Source organism: Brasilonema sp. UFV-L1 (genome assembly GCF_012912105.1).
In the GTDB taxonomy this organism is placed as follows: Bacteria; Cyanobacteriota; Cyanobacteriia; order Cyanobacteriales; family Nostocaceae; genus Brasilonema.
In genome coordinates, this window is record NZ_QMEA01000087.1 from 1 (window position 1) to 15564 (window position 15564).

The window sequence follows — 15564 nt, forward strand, 5'->3', positions numbered from 1 at the left end:
CCCCCAACTCCAGAGGGGACCCCTAGCCCCCTACCTCTCCTACTCCTGCTTGTCTCCTCTGCCTTCTTCAGACTTTCCCAAATCTACGATTTCGTTGTTGATAGGCAGCTAAAGCGCGATGAAATTCATTACGGTTAAAATCAGGCCATAAAGCTTCAGTAATATAAATTTCTGCATAAGCTATTTGCCAGAGAAGGAAATTTGAGACCCGCATTTCTCCACTTGTACGGATTAATAAATCTGGGTCACAAATGCCCTGCGTGTAGAGGTGACGCTCAAATGTTGCCTCATCAATTTCATCTGGTTGAAGTAAACCTTGCTGTGCTTTATGAGCGATTGTACGGCAAGCCTGTAAAATCTCCTGTCTACCTCCGTAATTAGTTGCGACTGTGAATTTAATACCGCGATTATTTCTTGTTTGTTCCATTGAATGAGAAATTTCTGCTTGAAGAGGACGAGGTAAAGCGCTCAAATTTCCCACAAATTTCATTTGAACATTCTCCTCCATCATTTCCCGCAGTTCTTGGCGCAAAACTCGCTGAAATAAAGTCATCAAAAAATCCACTTCTTCGTGGGGTCTTCCCCAGTTTTCAGTCGAAAAAGCATAAGCTGTCAGCGCCTCAATTCCCCAATCATCACAACAACGTAGTAAATTTTTGAGCGCATCTACACCCGCTTTATGACCCATAATTCGGGGTAGACCTTGACGCTTAGCCCATCGACCATTGCCATCCATAATGACCGCAACGTGCTTAGGCAATAGTTCTGGTTTTAAATCCAAAGGCAAATCCTGCAGTTCAGTCTGTTGTGCTGTCATTTTTTATCTCGTCGCGAAGCTGTCGATGGTAATCCGAGTAAACGTGAAATGAGTACTAGTGCCTTACTACGAACTTGACGACCCAAACTTAATAAACCAGGAGCGACAGCTTCCCGATCTACAGTTGGGGAAAAGCGATCCTCAAGAGACTCTTTCAGCTTCGTGATGGTTAGCGGTCTGTTTAAGGTTCCTCGTTCGGCTAAGGAAATAGAACCCGTTTCTTCTGATACAACAACACAAATGCAATTTTCGACCCGCTCTGTAATTCCCATCGCCGCCCGGTGGCGTGTCCCCAACTGGCGTGAAGCTGTGCGTCCCGATAGCGGTAAGATTATACCTGATGCCACAATCCGTGAGCCACGAATTAACGTCGCTCCATCATGTAATAAAGTTTTCGGCTGAAAAATTGTTTGTATAAGTTCCTTTGATACTTCGGCATTCAGCTTTACTCCTGGCACAGAAAAATCCCGCTCATCAATAGGACCAGTGGTTTCCAAAATTAGCAAAGCTCCAATTCGGTTTTTTGAAAGTTCTCTAACAGCATCAACAATTTCATCAATTACACTATCAGATTTGGGAACCGCCAGACCGGACGGTTGAAATAACTGTCGAAATTCGCCACGTCCTAATTGTTCCAAAAATCGGCGAAACTCTGACTGAAGAGCAACTGCCATTGCTACAGCACAGCCAATGACCAACTTTTCCAGGACAAAACTCAGCAGTTGTAGATGCAACCTGCTACTGACTGCTGATGCCAGCATCAGAATAATAAATCCTCGCACCATCCACAGTGTCCGGCGCTCACTAATAATAACAAGTATCATGTACGTCAGCGCCAGTACTAACACGATATCCAGAGTCTCAATTAGCAAAGACTGTGACCTTTCTAAGTTCGTCAGCCATTGCGTCCACCAATCTTCCATGACATCTGGATTTCACCTTTTGCCTTTAATAAAGTAAGTCAACAGTTAACAGCTATCAGTCACTACTCATCAGTGATTCGCCAATGAATGTCACTTGCTACTCTACTCAACAGATGTGCCCACACAGAAGTCTACACGAAGCCCTGTGCCTACGTCACGGCTGAACCGCCATTTGTAGATCCTCCCGAATTAGGGACGGGTATGGCTATGCTTGTGCCTACAATACGCAATAGCGTTTAGCAAAGGCGTTCGCTCTTGACATACCCAAAGGGCTTAGGGCGTAGGAGATATCCAAGGGACACTGCTGCTACCCTCCGCAACGTAGTGGCTCCTAATGACTGATGACTAACTTTTAAGTCTTTGCGGTAGGCAGTCCTGTCGAATTAAGTCCTGATAAGTTTCGCGTCGCAAAATCAAATTTGCTTCGCCATTCGCTACTATAACAGCTGCCGGTCGGGGCAAGCGGTTGTAGTTAGATGCCATACTGTAATTATAAGCACCAGTGGTCATGACGACGAGAACATCTCCAGGTTTAGTTTTTGGCACTTGGGCATCTTTTATTACAATATCGCCAGATTCACAATGTTTGCCAGCGATTGTTACACTTTCTGTCAGCGGAGCAGACATTCGGTTAGCAACTACTGCACGATATACAGACTGGTATGTAATTGGGCGTGGATTATCAGACATTCCCCCATCGACTGCGACATAGGTACGTATTTCTGGAACCATTTTGGATGAGCCAATGGTGTAAGCTGTCACACAGGCTGGAGCAATGAGCGATCGCCCTGGTTCACAAAGTAATTTTGGCAACGGCAAGTTTTCTGTTGCACAAGCTTCTTGAATCACTTCACAAATTGGTTTTACCCATTCTTCAATACTTGGGGGATCATCTGATTCTACATATTTAACTCCTAAACCACCACCGACATTTAAATGGGTAAGATTTAAACCGTAGCTAGTCGCTTGAGTTAACCACTGCACCATCAGCGCCGCCAAATCTCGATGTGGTTGGCGCTCAAAAATTTGGGAACCGATGTGGGCATGTACCCCCACGCAATTCAGGGCTTGTTGTTTACTGACAAAAGTAAACACCTCATCTAAATCTCCTGGATCAAAACCAAACTTACTATCTAAGTGCCCTGTACGAATGTATTCATGAGTATGACAATCAATACCCGGTGTCATACGCAACATCATACGGACCGGGTGTTGTGCTTCTGCTAACTCCACGCTTTGCAGCAAATCATGCCAGTTGTCCGCCATAATGGTGATGCCAGACTCAATGGCATAACGCAGTTCTTCACGAGATTTATTGTTACCGTGAAAGTAAATTTTATCAGGACTCACACCCGCTTCTAGGGCAGTGTAAAGTTCGCCTCCCGATGCGACATCAATTCCTAAACCAACGTTCTGTGCGATCGCGCAAATTGACAGACAACTCCACGCTTTAGAAGCATAGAGTACCTGAAATTCACCTTTGTAATAACGCTTGAAACTGTCTTGATACTGTTGGCAAGCTATTCGCAGGGTTTGTTCATCTAAAATATATAACGGTGAACCAAATTGCTGAACTAAGGTTGTCACATCACAGCCACCTATTTCTAGATGATCATCGCTGTTAACTCTGGCTGTTAGCGGCAGAAGTTCTTGATTTGGTGACAGACTTGTGTTTGAAGTACTTGCTTGTGGTAAATACTGACTACCAGAATGTTGAACCCCAGCAGGGTGTGTCGATACCATAATGAGTAAGAGTTGTCCTTGTCTAAATTACAGGCGTGAGTCATTCCTCCGTTTCCCAGTTTACAAATGGCTCGTACCATTACGAACAAGTATGAGCAAATTAGAATTAGAAATTAAACACTTAACTCCAGCAGATTTGACTGCAGTACAAGAACTAGACAAAATCTGCTTCGGTGGTTTATGGACTCTAGACGCCTACCAACGAGAATTAGATAGCCCTAACAGTGATTTACTCGGTCTGTTCTCCCTTACCTCTGTTGTCAAACTACTCGGGATGAGTTGCTTTTGGTCAATTTTAGATGAAGCTCACATCACAATCCTGGCAGTTCATCCCCAATATCACCGTCAAGGCTTTGGACAAGCTTTGTTGTATTCTGTCCTGAAAACTGCTTGCAAGCGTGGTTTGGAGCGAGCAACTCTCGAAGTGCGAGCCTCTAACGAAGCAGCAATTTCTTTGTATCAAAAATTTGGCTTTCAAATAGCTGGGCGGCGGCGGCGCTACTACAAGGATAACGATGAAGACGCTCTGATACTTTGGCTACCAGACTTGCAACAGCCGCATTTTCAAAAAACTTTAGATGACTGGAGTCAAATCATTAACGAGCGCTTAACAAAGGCGTCTCGGTTATGAATCGCTAAGAAGAAGAAGTCACCAAGTCAGGAGGCGCGGAGGTGCGTCTAGGGGCGCGCAGCCAAGGACCTACGGTAATTATTAGTTTTTATGATTTTTTTTGTCGTAATTTTTCAATTTATCTATAAAAAATTCTCATACTGTTTAAGAACTGATTGACAAGAATACCTGATTCTGGTATTTGGTATTATTTGGGATTGAATATAAAACTTTATCAATCTAGCCACCAATTGTCGTGGTCAAGCCTACAAAGGTAAAAAAAGTTACCCTCCTCAGCACACTGACTGTACAAAAGTAAAGAAAACTAAATAAAAGTTATAAAAAATTAGCAATCGCCCAATCAAGCTGGGTTAAGTTGTGTCGGATGTCAGTTTGTTTATACAAGCATCCGAAATGTTAGCCTGTGCTAAAATCAGCGTACCGGCACGACGCAGGTGATGGGATGAATGCCATATGTTTGAACGCTTCACAGAAAAAGCCATAAAGGTCATTATGTTAGCCCAGGAAGAAGCTCGCCGTCTTGGGCATAATTTCGTGGGTACTGAACAGATCCTCTTGGGTCTGATTGGAGAAGGTACCGGAGTGGCGGCTAAGGTACTAAAATCTATGGGCGTCAATCTCAAAGACGCTCGGATTGAAGTAGAAAAAATCATAGGTCGAGGCTCCGGCTTTGTCGCTGTGGAAATTCCGTTTACGCCACGGGCAAAGCGGGTTCTGGAACTATCCTTGGAAGAAGCGCGCCAATTAGGGCATAACTACATTGGCACCGAGCATCTGCTGTTGGGCTTGATCCGAGAAGGGGAAGGTGTCGCAGCTAGAGTGCTAGAAAACCTAGGCGTGGACCTGTCTAAGGTCAGAACCCAAGTGATCCGAATGCTGGGAGAAACAGCTGAGGTGAGCGCAGGTGGTCAACCACGCGGGAATAAAACCCCAACATTGGATGAGTTTGGCTCGAATCTGACGCAAATGGCGGCAGATGGCAAGCTTGATCCGGTGGTGGGACGCGCTAAAGAAATTGAAAGGGTGATTCAGATTTTGGGTCGCCGGACAAAAAATAATCCCGTGCTGATTGGGGAACCAGGGGTAGGTAAAACCGCGATCGCCGAAGGTTTAGCACAACGCATTGCTAATAAAGATGTCCCCGACATCTTGGAAGACAAGCGTGTGGTGACTCTGGATATCGGTTTACTTGTCGCCGGAACCAAGTACCGGGGTGAATTTGAAGAACGCCTGAAGAAAATAATGGATGAAATCCGTCAGGCGGGCAATGTCGTTCTCGTGATTGATGAGGTACACACCTTAATTGGTGCAGGTGCGGCAGAAGGCGCAATCGATGCAGCAAATATCCTCAAACCAGCTCTGGCGCGGGGTGAATTGCAGTGCATCGGAGCCACAACTCTAGATGAATACCGCAAGCACATCGAGCGGGATGCAGCTTTAGAGCGTCGCTTCCAGCCAGTGATGGTGGGTGAACCGTCAGTAGACGAGACTATTGAGATTCTTTATGGACTGCGCGATCGCTACGAACAGCACCACAAGCTGAAAATCTCCGATGAAGCTTTAGTCGCAGCGGCGAAGTTATCTGATAGATATATCAGTGACCGTTACCTCCCAGATAAAGCAATTGACTTGATTGACGAAGCCGGAAGTCGGGTTCGCTTGATTAACTCGCAATTGCCCCCCGCAGCAAAAGAGTTGGACAAAGAACTGCGTCAGATTTTGAAAGAAAAAGATGATGCAGTCCGCGCTCAAGACTTTGATAGAGCTGGGGAGTTGCGTGATCGCGAGATGGAAATCAAAGCCGAAATTCGCGCCATTGCTCAAAGCAAGACAAATTCTACTCGCACTGAAGGTGACGAACCTGTCGTTACGGAAGAAGACATTGCTCACATTGTCGCTTCCTGGACTGGAGTTCCTGTGAACAAACTCACCGAATCTGAATCCGAGAAGCTGCTACACATGGAAGACACCCTCCATCAGCGCCTCATCGGACAAGAAGATGCTGTGAAGGCAGTTTCACGGGCAATTCGTCGCGCTCGTGTCGGTTTGAAAAATCCTAATCGACCCATCGCTAGCTTCATCTTCTCTGGTCCTACAGGTGTAGGTAAAACCGAATTAGCAAAAGCTTTGGCTTCTTACTTCTTTGGTTCTGAAGAAGCGATGATTCGCCTAGATATGTCAGAATACATGGAGCGTCATACAGTCAGCAAGCTGATTGGTTCGCCTCCTGGTTATGTCGGATATAACGAAGGCGGTCAATTGACCGAAGCCGTGCGCCGTCGTCCTTACACCGTCGTGCTCTTCGACGAAATCGAAAAAGCACACCCCGACGTCTTTAATATGCTACTGCAAATTTTAGAAGACGGTCGCTTAACCGATGCCAAAGGTCGCACCGTAGACTTCAAAAACACCTTGCTGATTTTGACCTCGAACATCGGTTCCAAGGTGATTGAGAAGAGTGGAAGCGGCTTCGGCTTTGATGTCGCTGAAGATCAAACAGAGGCGCAATACAACCGGATTAAATCCTTGGTTAACGAAGAACTCAAGCAGTACTTCCGTCCTGAGTTCCTCAACCGACTCGATGAAATCATCGTCTTCCGTCAACTGAGCAAAGAAGAGGTCTCTCACATCGCCGCTATCATGCTCAAGGAAGTGTTTGGTCGCCTGACAGAAAAAGGCATCACACTGGAAGTGACCGACAGATTCAAAGACCGTCTAATCGAAGAAGGTTACAGTCCCAGCTACGGCGCAAGACCATTACGTCGGGCTATTATGCGCTTGTTGGAAGACAGCCTTGCCGAAGAAATTCTGTCTGGTCGTATTAAGGATGGTGATACAGCCATCGTTGATGTTGATGAGACTGGAAATGTGACGGTGAGAGCCGAACAGCGCCGGGAATTGTTAACCCCTGGAGTTGAATAGAAAGAATATTTAATATTTCTTTATTCTTTTGAGAAAACAAAGGTAGAGTATGCAACTGCTCTACCTTTTTTCTATTTCATTTCAGGAGGAAGCGAGTTCTATAATTAAGACAAGATGAGTTCTTCTCAGAGACTAGCTATGTTTGCTGTAGAATTTCAAGCTAATATCCAAAATGGCTTTATCGAAATACCCGAGCAATACAAATCACAATTCGTCACACAAAAAAGTATTAAAGTTATTCTGCTGAAACCAGAAGAAAATGCTCCCGTAGAAGACTTGATTGATAAACTGTTAAAGAATCCCATACAAGTTGAGGAATTTCAGCCATTAAAACGAAATGAGATTTATGAGTGAACCTTCACCGTCTCTCTGTTTTCTGGATTCAAATATATGGCTGTATGCTTTAATAACTAGCACTCAAACAGACAAAAGACATGAGAAAGCTCGATATTTGATATCAAGCAAAGAGGAAGTGATAGTAACAAGTACTCAAGTCATTAGTGAGGTTTGCGTTAATCTGCTCAAAAAATCAATACTTAATGAGCAGCAAATAGAAAACTTGATTAAATCTTTTTATAGAAAGTATGTAAGAATTCAGGAGCCAGAATGGGCTGCGCCCCGCTACGCTAACAGGATTCAGAATACCTAAAGAATCAAGAAGAAATTTGATGGAATGAATATACTAATCATAATAGACTCCTTATAAATTCTGACGTCACGACTCCTGAGTCCTGAATTCTTACGAAAGTATCGAGTTATAGAGATAAATCAAGAAATTCTCTTAACAGCATCACAATTGCGAACTCAATATCATTTTTCGTTTTGGGATAGTTTGATTGTAGCTAGTGCTTTATATGGAGATACTAGTATTCTTTTTTCTGAAGATATGCAAGATGGTTTAACCGTATTTAATAAGCTAGAAATAATCAATCCTTTAAAATAAGAGAGTAAGACAGCCATACCTTGACGCACTGCAAAAGAATGGAACAACAGTAAAGACTTAAACTGCTCATACCAATTCTATATGAGGCTGCTTACTCTACTATCAGCAAGTCTTGCTACGACTTCACTCAAATTCACACTACTGATGATAGCTTCGGTAAGAACATTTGTTACGCTTTCGCTACTTGACTTTTCCCGTTATCTTTTTAGAGGATGCGATCTGCGCAAAGCGCAGCAGCGTTTGCGCAGCGCCCCCTTAGGGGCTAGCTATCGCTTATCTAATTGCTATCCCAAATACCTATTGTCTCCTCATTTCTTGTGATTAATTTTAAACTATTGAGAATCTTCTTCAGCTTAAAAGCCTTACTATTTTCGACCTTTCCAGAGTTAACGGAAAAAGTCAGGTGGTGGCTGTGCTCTTCACTATAAACGCTAATTGAATATTTTCCTCGTTGACTCCAACTGTGCTCATGTCAGTTGGAGTTTTTGTTGGCATGAGTTAACTCACAAAGCTTGTGAATAAACTCTTCTAACGTACTTCATAACAACAGGTTGTAGTGTGTAAACCACATTACTTTGTTCTTTACTGATTTCAATAAGCGATCGCCTACTCAAAGAGTCTAAAGCTTCAATTATTTCTGATGTTGATACAGTTGATGATATCTTTTCTTTTAATTGCTGTAAGGCAATCGGCTGTTGATAAATAACTAATGCGTGCATAACTTTTTTTTCTAGCTCTGACAGTCGTTGAAACTGTAGATCTAAAATGTCTCTAAATATATCACCAAGTACTATTGTGTTGTATCTTAAAAATTCGACTACGCTACCTCCAAACAAGTCTTTGATAGTTTGAGAAACGATTTTCAACGCCAAGGGATTTCCTCGGTACATTTGAATCAGTTCTAGCCCTTGTTGTGGTTTATACGTCAACTCTGCTTCATTGAGAATTTCATGAGCGGCTTCTCCCAAACCACTTAGTAGAAACGAGCGCACAGGAAGCTTTTTACCTTCTAACAAAACAATTTCTTTCGGTTTCTGTTGACTAGTTAGTATTAAACAACTTGGCAAATCACGTTCTTCTCCAAGTCGTTTAATGATTTCTCTATAACCTTCATATTCTTCACCAGCACTGTCTAAAATTGCATCTAGATCATCCAACACAACTAAACAACGGTGTTGACGTAAATAATCAACTAATTTTGATAATGTTGCCTGATTATCCTGCTCCTGATGGAAGAAAAAAAGCAAACTTGCTAGTAAATCGCTAGCCGATGGAGGATGACGAAGGGTAGACGCCCAATGGCTTGTCGTCAGCGATCGCCAAACAAAATACTCAAACTCACCCTTAATTTGTTCTACACAACGTACCGCCAAAGCAGTTTTGCCAATTCCCCCCATACCTAGTAGTGCTACCACACGGCAGCGGTCTTGCACAATCCATTGCTGTAGCGTCGCTAGTTCTTCCGTACGTCCATAGAAAACTGGTACATCTGGCGCTTCGTCCCAATCTTCATTCGCAAAACTATCAACAATTTCTTGCCAGTCTACTCCAACCGCTGCACAAATATCGAGAAAAAACTGTGCTTGAATATACTTTTTTTGCCAAAACCTTTTCAAAGTTGCGACTGAAGCCTTAGCTGCATTAGCCCAAGCAGCAGATTGCCTATCCCAACCCTTACGGATTCTCGCCTGGTCAACTGTTTTTAGCCCTTGGGGCGAGGCGCGGAGTGAACTTGCCATAGTCGTCCTCGAGGGGTGCATCTCAGTGCGTACGGTAATATACCAAGCTACAAACAACAGTTGCAGCATTTTGGATTGAGATGCTTTTGTTTTTTAACCGCATTTTATCCATACATATATTTTGACACACGGGCAAAGGCAGTGAACCAAAAACTGAGCCAAGGATGCGCTAACGATGCGCCGTCAAGTCTTTGTAGAGAAGGCATTCTAGAGGTGTGGGAAGGAAAAAGAGGGAAACCTAAGCATCTTTCCCAGTTGGAAAACCTGACGACGACATAGAACAATTCACACTTTAGAGTAGCTACCATTCCTCCTGATTATGAACTACCAGAGTGTACAGCACAGTGAAGAAGACTGGGGTGCAGCCAGCCTTGCCACTGTTGCCAAACACGAAAAACGCACCTTTGCCATTCGTTTTGTGAAGAAAAGTTACAAGAACTAATGGTTTGCATAAAACACAGGCATAACTCACGCCCGAAGTAGGTAGCAGATCAAAACAACAAGTTTTGCGTTTGCTTTCCAAAACTACAGTTCCTCAAGGAACGACACAGAACAATCACACTTAACTAGGAGAAAAAAGATGAAAGACAATCAGCATGAACAATTGTTTATGGAATTAACTGCGGCAGAAGCGGCTGTTGTTGAAGGAGGTGGTAGTTTCAGTGAGAATGTTAACTTTGATTCATATGAAAAGACACGAGAGTTCTATGTGCAACCCGGTGGAACAATCAAACTCACTTCCAACACCAAGTCGGCATCAAGTAACTCATCCTTCGGTGCAATTATTAGAAATGTAGATACTAATAATTCAAATGGAAAGATAGCCAGTGTTGGTAAAGATACCACTACATGGACTGACATACGGGGAGGCAGATACGTAATCGACTTTAGAGATGATAAAGACGGTGTATTTGTCACTGGCGACATAAGAGTTGACTACACCTCCTGATGCAGCACATGAAGCTAAATGCGGCAAGTCTTGTAACTATTGCCAAACACTCAGGACGCATCTTTGCCATGAGTTTGGTGAATAAATATTACAAGAACTAATGCTTTGCATAAAACACAGACGTAATTCACGCCCGAAGTAGGTAGCAGATCAAAACAACAAGTTTTGCGCTTGCTTTCCAAAACGACAGTTCCTCAAGGAACGACACACAACCATTCACACTTAATTAGGGGAAAAAAGATGAAAGACAATCAGCATGAACAACTGTTCACTGAATTAACTTCTTCAGAAGGATCTATTATCAGTGGTGGTGTAACTAAAGTTAACCTCAAATATCTTTCAGTCTCAGACACTCAAGAATGGCCTCGAGATGAAGCCTACCTGACAGTAGACGGTAACAAGATATGGTCTAAAACCGTGGGAGTGGGTGATCACCGTATAGATAAGACATTCGATATCTCTGGTTCCTCTGATCTGCTGACATTTTTTGAAGATGATGCATGGCCAAATAACGACGAATGGCTGGGTGACCATACGATTCCTGCTAGCCGAAGAGGAACAGACTTCAAAGCCTCTTTCACACAAAACGGTGCTAACTATACACTGGTTTATGATGTTTTCCAAGCTTGATGTTACAGGGTTGCATTATGCTCCCAAAAGCTTAATGTCTACTGCCTAATCAACTTAACAAAGTAAGTTTTGAGTATGGGCACTTCTTTTCCAAAAAAAAATTCTTTTGGAAAAGGACTGCCCTTTTATTACGAAAGCAAACTTTAGTTGAGTTGACTAACAAAATTTGTGCAATCTCAAGCCTATTACCTTCGTGATCGCACTTTTTCCCCTGCGTAAGTCTTGAAGATGAAATACCAAATAGTTTTACAACACAGTGAAGAAGACTGTGGTGCTGCCTGCATTGCCACTGTTGCCAAACACTACGGACGCACCTTTGCCATCAGTCGCGTGCGGGAAGCAGTCGGCACCGGATCACGAGGAACCTCCTTACTGGGCTTGAGGCGAGGAGCAGAAGCCCTGGGATTCAATGCCCGTCAAGTCAAAGCTTCCCCGCAACTGCTTGACTCTTTACACAAAATTTCCCTGCCAGCAATCATACACTGGAAAGGCTATCACTGGGTCGTTTTATACGGGCAAAAAGGGAAAAAATATGCACTTGCTGACCCAGGCGTGGGCATTCGCTATCTCACGCGCTCGGAGTTAATGGCAGGTTGGGGCAATGGCGTGATGCTGTTGTTAGAACCAGACGACAGTAGCTTTTATCAACAACCCGAAGATAAAGTTGGCGGCTTTGGACGTTATTTGGTGCGCGTTTGGCCCTATCGTTTCATTCTTGCCCAAGCAATTGGCATCAACATCGCCATTGGACTTCTCTCCCTCGCCTCCCCGTTGATGATGCAACTCCTCACCGATGACGTGCTGGTGCGAGGAGATACTCAACTGCTTACCACAGTGGCAATTGGGGTCATTGCCATGAACTTATTTAGAAGTGCCATAGGTTTAGTACAGTCTCACCTCATCGGTCACTTTGGTCAGCGGCTGCAATTAGGGTTAATTCTGGAATACGGGCGAAAACTCTTACACTTGCCCCTTTCATATTTTGAAGGACGGCGCAGTGGGGAAGTTGTTAGCCGGATTGCCGATGTTAATGCTATCAATACTCTAGTTTCCCAAATTGTCCTCGGGTTACCCAGCCAATTTTTCATCGCTGTGGTTTCCTTGGGTTTCATGCTCTTTTACAGTTGGGAACTGACTGTGGCTTCCCTCGCCGCCTTTGTTGTCGTCACGGGAGTTAACCTGCTTTTTCTCCCAGCCTTGCGCCAGAAAACTCGCAACCAGATTGTCTTAGGTACGGAAAACCAAGGCTTTCTCGTGGAAACTTTTCGCGGTGTTCAAATCCTCAAAACGACCTCTGCTACTGGGCAAGCTTGGCAAGAGTATCAAACCAATTTTGGTCGTCTTGCCAACCTGGGCTGGAGTACGATGAAGCTGGGGCTTTACAGCGGCACAATCACCAGTATTCTTTCCAGTTTCACTAGTATTGCCTTACTGTGGTTAGGTAGCTACTTGGTGATTAATCGTACCTTAACTATCGGTCAGCTAATGGCATATAGCGGCTTGAGTGGTAACTTTCTCGGCTTTTTGGGTTCAGTTATCGGGTTAGTTGATGAGTTTATCACCGCCCAGATTGTCATCCAACGCCTGACGGAAGTGATTGACGCTACCCCGGAAGACGAAAACGACTTCAAAAAGCCCATAGCAGAAATTACGGGCAATGCGGATATTATCTGTACAAGCCTAAACTTCCACCACGCAGGTAGAGTTGACCTCCTGCAAGATTTTTCCCTGACTATCTCTGGCGGTCAAGTCATTGCCCTGATTGGTAAATCTGGCTGTGGCAAAAGTACTCTCGCCAAACTGATTGCTGGTTTATATTCCCTGCAATCTGGTAATATTCGCTACGGCATCTATAATCAGCAAGACCTTTCCCTAGAATGCTTACGACAGCAGGTCGTTCTGGTACCTCAAGAACCCCACTTCTGGAGTCGCTCAATTATTGACAATTTCCACTTCAGTTATCCGAATATCAGTTTTGAACAAATTGTCAGGGCTTGTCAGATAGCTGGTGCAGACGAGTTTATTAGTAAACTGCCCGACAAATATCAAACTGTTTTAGGAGAATTTGGCGCGAATCTTTCTGGTGGACAACGGCAGAGATTAGCGATCGCCAGGGCAATAGTAACTGAACCGCCTGTACTGATTTTAGATGAATCTACTGGCGCTCTCGACCCGGTGAGTGAAGCTCAAGTGCTAGATAAATTGCTGTACTACCGACAAGGGAAAACCACAATTATGATTAGCCATCGCCCGAAAGTCATCGGGCGAGCCGATTGGATTGTACTACTTGAGGAAGGGCGCTTGAAAATCCAAGGCACTCCACAGGAACTACGGCTTGTTCCTGGTGAGCATTTAGACTTCTTAGACGACTTTGTTTTATCAACGAATGGTTTGCTGGTGAAATCTTCCCCCAAATCTGAATCTAACGGCAAATCACCCGCAATCAGTAAATGAAACTATCATGGTTAGTCACTCGAACTCTGACTTTCTGCCTCCAATTCAAGAAAACGATTTTCTACCGCCAATCAGTCGTTGGACTACCGTCGGCGGAATGGTGATGCTCAGTGCTGTAGCTCTTGCTTTTGGTCTTGCCTCTGTGACAAAATACAAAGTCACCGTTAAAGCACAAGCGAATCTCCGTCCTGCTGGTGAGTTGCGGATTGTTCAAGCTGCAACGGAAGGTCCTGTTATGCGTGTCTGGGTTAAAGAGAATCAAGTTGTCAAAAAAGGAGATGTCATTGCGACTCTCGACGCCAGTCGCCTTCAAACCAAACAGAGCCAATTGCAAAGTAGCATCCAACAGTCCCGGTTACAACTGGTTGAAATTAACGCTCAGATAAGTGCTCTTAATAACCAAATAACAGCCGAAACCGATCGCATAAACCGCGTTGTCGCCTCAGCCGAAGCTGAATTAAGCGGTCGCAGTCGTGAATATGAAGATAAAAAAATTACCACCAGTGCTGATGTCGAAGAAGCCGAGGCGAACGTCAAGATAGCCCAGGAGGAATTGCAAAAAGCGGCTGCAGAATTAAAGTCAAATCAAGCTCACTTAGGAGCAACAGTTGCTACCTTTACAGCAGCTCAGTCAAAGCGAAACCGATATCAAAAGGTTGCTAGACAAGGAGCGCTTTCTATGGATCAATTCGAGGAAGCACAACTGGCTGTTAGCCAGCAAGAACAAGCTGTGCAAGGGCAAAAAGCAGCAATTGAGGCGCAAAAACAAACAATTGAACGGCTACAACAAGCAGTCTCGGCAGCGGTTGCTAGAAGGCGACGCGCCATAGCTATCCTGAATCCGAGTGGTGCAGAAGTGGCGATCGCACAACAACGCATTGCCCAAGAAAAAGCCACAGGACTTGCCAGCTTAGCGACTTTAGACAAAGAACGTAAAACTCTTATTCAAAAACAAATTGAAATCCAAAAACAGCTAGAGCGCGACGTCAGGGAACTCCAACAAGTAGAAATCGACAAGAGCCAAACCGTCATTATTGCCACAGCAGATGGTATAATTTCCAAACTTAACCTACGAAACTCTGGTCAAACTGTGCGCCCAGGAGAAGAAATTGCTCAAATTGTTCCCAGTGATGCTCCCTTGCTAGTCAAAGCATCTGTCCCATCTCAGGAGAAAAGCAAGTTAAAAGAAGGACAAAATGTCCTCGTGCGGGTTTCTTCCTGTCCTTATCCAGATTACGGCACTCTTAAAGGTAAGGTCAAAACAATTTCTCCAGATGCTTTCGTTCCTCAAGCCAATGGTGCAACTGCAGTTGCTCCCACAACACCGACAAGCCAAAAAGCAGCTGTGGGGGGTGCTTTCTATGAAGTCACAATTGAGCCAGAAAACCTTTCTTTATATCAAGGCAAAAAACAGTGTTCTGTGCAATTGGGGATGGAAGGCACAGCCGATATTATTTCCAAAGAAGAGACTGTGCTGGAATTCTTTCTGAGGAAAGCAAGGTTAATCGCTGATTTTTGACGCTTCCACGGCTAAGACATTCACAGTTACGCTCAACTTCACCCAACAGTACAATTGGGCGTTGCTGATTTGAAGTATGAATCCAAGTGTCTTGACGAACCATGGTACGTCAAGACAAGGGTTTGGAATCACACGACATCTTTTTCATACATGGATTCAGCAACACCGTACAATTGCAACTCTTTGAGCATTTTGTTGAATTCACATCTTGCACCACTATCAAGAACGCGATTTTTGTAGGGTGGGCACTGCCCATCGAAACCGCAAACTCTCATTTTAATGTTGGTAGGCAGT

General features: G+C 44.2%; 11 protein-coding genes. 7 read left to right on the plus strand and 4 right to left on the minus strand.

The features are described from left to right. Positions 1–67: 67 nt before the first annotated feature. The 3 genes from DP117_RS22570 to lysA form a co-directional block, all read right to left on the minus strand. Positions 68–817, minus strand: coding sequence for an isoprenyl transferase (locus DP117_RS22570; RefSeq protein WP_169220480.1), 750 nt, complete (start codon positions 815–817; stop codon positions 68–70). Continuing rightward, positions 814–1740 carry a diadenylate cyclase CdaA gene (gene cdaA, locus DP117_RS22575; protein WP_169220481.1) on the minus strand — a complete coding sequence of 309 codons (927 nt, stop codon included), beginning with the start codon at positions 1738–1740 and terminating at the stop codon, positions 814–816. The genes DP117_RS22570 and cdaA overlap by 4 nt, the downstream gene beginning before the upstream one ends. A 345-nt stretch (positions 1741–2085) precedes the next feature. Then, entirely contained in the window at positions 2086–3483 is a 1398-nt protein-coding gene (gene lysA / locus DP117_RS22580) for a diaminopimelate decarboxylase (protein WP_169220482.1), read from the minus strand. Positions 3484–3574: 91 nt separating this feature from the next. Between lysA and rimI the strand changes: the two genes are divergently transcribed. The 3 genes from rimI to DP117_RS22595 all read left to right on the plus strand — a co-directional run bounded on the left by rimI (position 3575) and on the right by DP117_RS22595 (position 7390). Beyond that, a complete protein-coding gene (gene rimI, locus DP117_RS22585) occupies positions 3575–4114 on the plus strand; it encodes a ribosomal protein S18-alanine N-acetyltransferase (protein ID WP_169220483.1) in 540 nt (179 codons plus the stop codon). Between the two features lie 453 nt (positions 4115–4567). Continuing rightward, a complete protein-coding gene (locus DP117_RS22590; RefSeq protein ID WP_169220484.1) occupies positions 4568–7036 on the plus strand; it encodes an ATP-dependent Clp protease ATP-binding subunit in 2469 nt (822 codons plus the stop codon). 114 nt (positions 7037–7150) lie between these two features. Beyond that, a complete protein-coding gene (locus DP117_RS22595; RefSeq protein ID WP_169220485.1) occupies positions 7151–7390 on the plus strand; it encodes a hypothetical protein in 240 nt (79 codons plus the stop codon). A gap of 1092 nt (positions 7391–8482) precedes the next feature. Here DP117_RS22595 and DP117_RS22605 read toward each other — a convergent pair. Beyond that, a complete protein-coding gene (locus tag DP117_RS22605) occupies positions 8483–9718 on the minus strand; it encodes an NB-ARC domain-containing protein (protein WP_169220487.1) in 1236 nt (411 codons plus the stop codon). Between the two features lie 610 nt (positions 9719–10328). Between DP117_RS22605 and DP117_RS22610 the strand changes: the two genes are divergently transcribed. From DP117_RS22610 to DP117_RS22625, 4 genes are all read left to right on the plus strand, one after another. Beyond that, positions 10329–10667, plus strand: coding sequence for a hypothetical protein (locus DP117_RS22610; RefSeq protein ID WP_169220488.1), 339 nt, complete (start codon positions 10329–10331; stop codon positions 10665–10667). A 240-nt stretch (positions 10668–10907) separates the two neighbouring features. Next, positions 10908–11297, plus strand: coding sequence for a hypothetical protein (locus tag DP117_RS22615; RefSeq protein WP_169220489.1), 390 nt, complete (start codon positions 10908–10910; stop codon positions 11295–11297). Between the two features lie 228 nt (positions 11298–11525). Then, positions 11526–13751, plus strand: a complete 2226-nt coding sequence (locus DP117_RS22620; protein ID WP_169220490.1) for a peptidase domain-containing ABC transporter — start codon at positions 11526–11528, stop codon at positions 13749–13751. Positions 13752–13758: 7 nt separating this feature from the next. Then, a complete protein-coding gene (locus DP117_RS22625; RefSeq protein WP_169220491.1) occupies positions 13759–15270 on the plus strand; it encodes an HlyD family efflux transporter periplasmic adaptor subunit in 1512 nt (503 codons plus the stop codon). Positions 15271–15564: the final 294 nt, after the last annotated feature.

Coding starts and splice junctions, on each gene's coding strand:
- DP117_RS22570 (WP_169220480.1), bottom strand. CDS start 817: ATGACAGCACAACAGACTGAACTGCAGGATTTGCCTTTGGATTTAAAA.
- cdaA (WP_169220481.1), bottom strand. CDS start 1,740: ATGGAAGATTGGTGGACGCAATGGCTGACGAACTTAGAAAGGTCACAG.
- lysA (WP_169220482.1), bottom strand. CDS start 3,483: ATGGTATCGACACACCCTGCTGGGGTTCAACATTCTGGTAGTCAGTAT.
- rimI (WP_169220483.1), top strand. CDS start 3,575: ATGAGCAAATTAGAATTAGAAATTAAACACTTAACTCCAGCAGATTTG.
- DP117_RS22590 (WP_169220484.1), top strand. CDS start 4,568: ATGTTTGAACGCTTCACAGAAAAAGCCATAAAGGTCATTATGTTAGCC.
- DP117_RS22595 (WP_169220485.1), top strand. CDS start 7,151: ATGAGTTCTTCTCAGAGACTAGCTATGTTTGCTGTAGAATTTCAAGCT.
- DP117_RS22605 (WP_169220487.1), bottom strand. CDS start 9,718: ATGGCAAGTTCACTCCGCGCCTCGCCCCAAGGGCTAAAAACAGTTGAC.
- DP117_RS22610 (WP_169220488.1), top strand. CDS start 10,329: ATGGAATTAACTGCGGCAGAAGCGGCTGTTGTTGAAGGAGGTGGTAGT.
- DP117_RS22615 (WP_169220489.1), top strand. CDS start 10,908: ATGAAAGACAATCAGCATGAACAACTGTTCACTGAATTAACTTCTTCA.
- DP117_RS22620 (WP_169220490.1), top strand. CDS start 11,526: ATGAAATACCAAATAGTTTTACAACACAGTGAAGAAGACTGTGGTGCT.
- DP117_RS22625 (WP_169220491.1), top strand. CDS start 13,759: ATGGTTAGTCACTCGAACTCTGACTTTCTGCCTCCAATTCAAGAAAAC.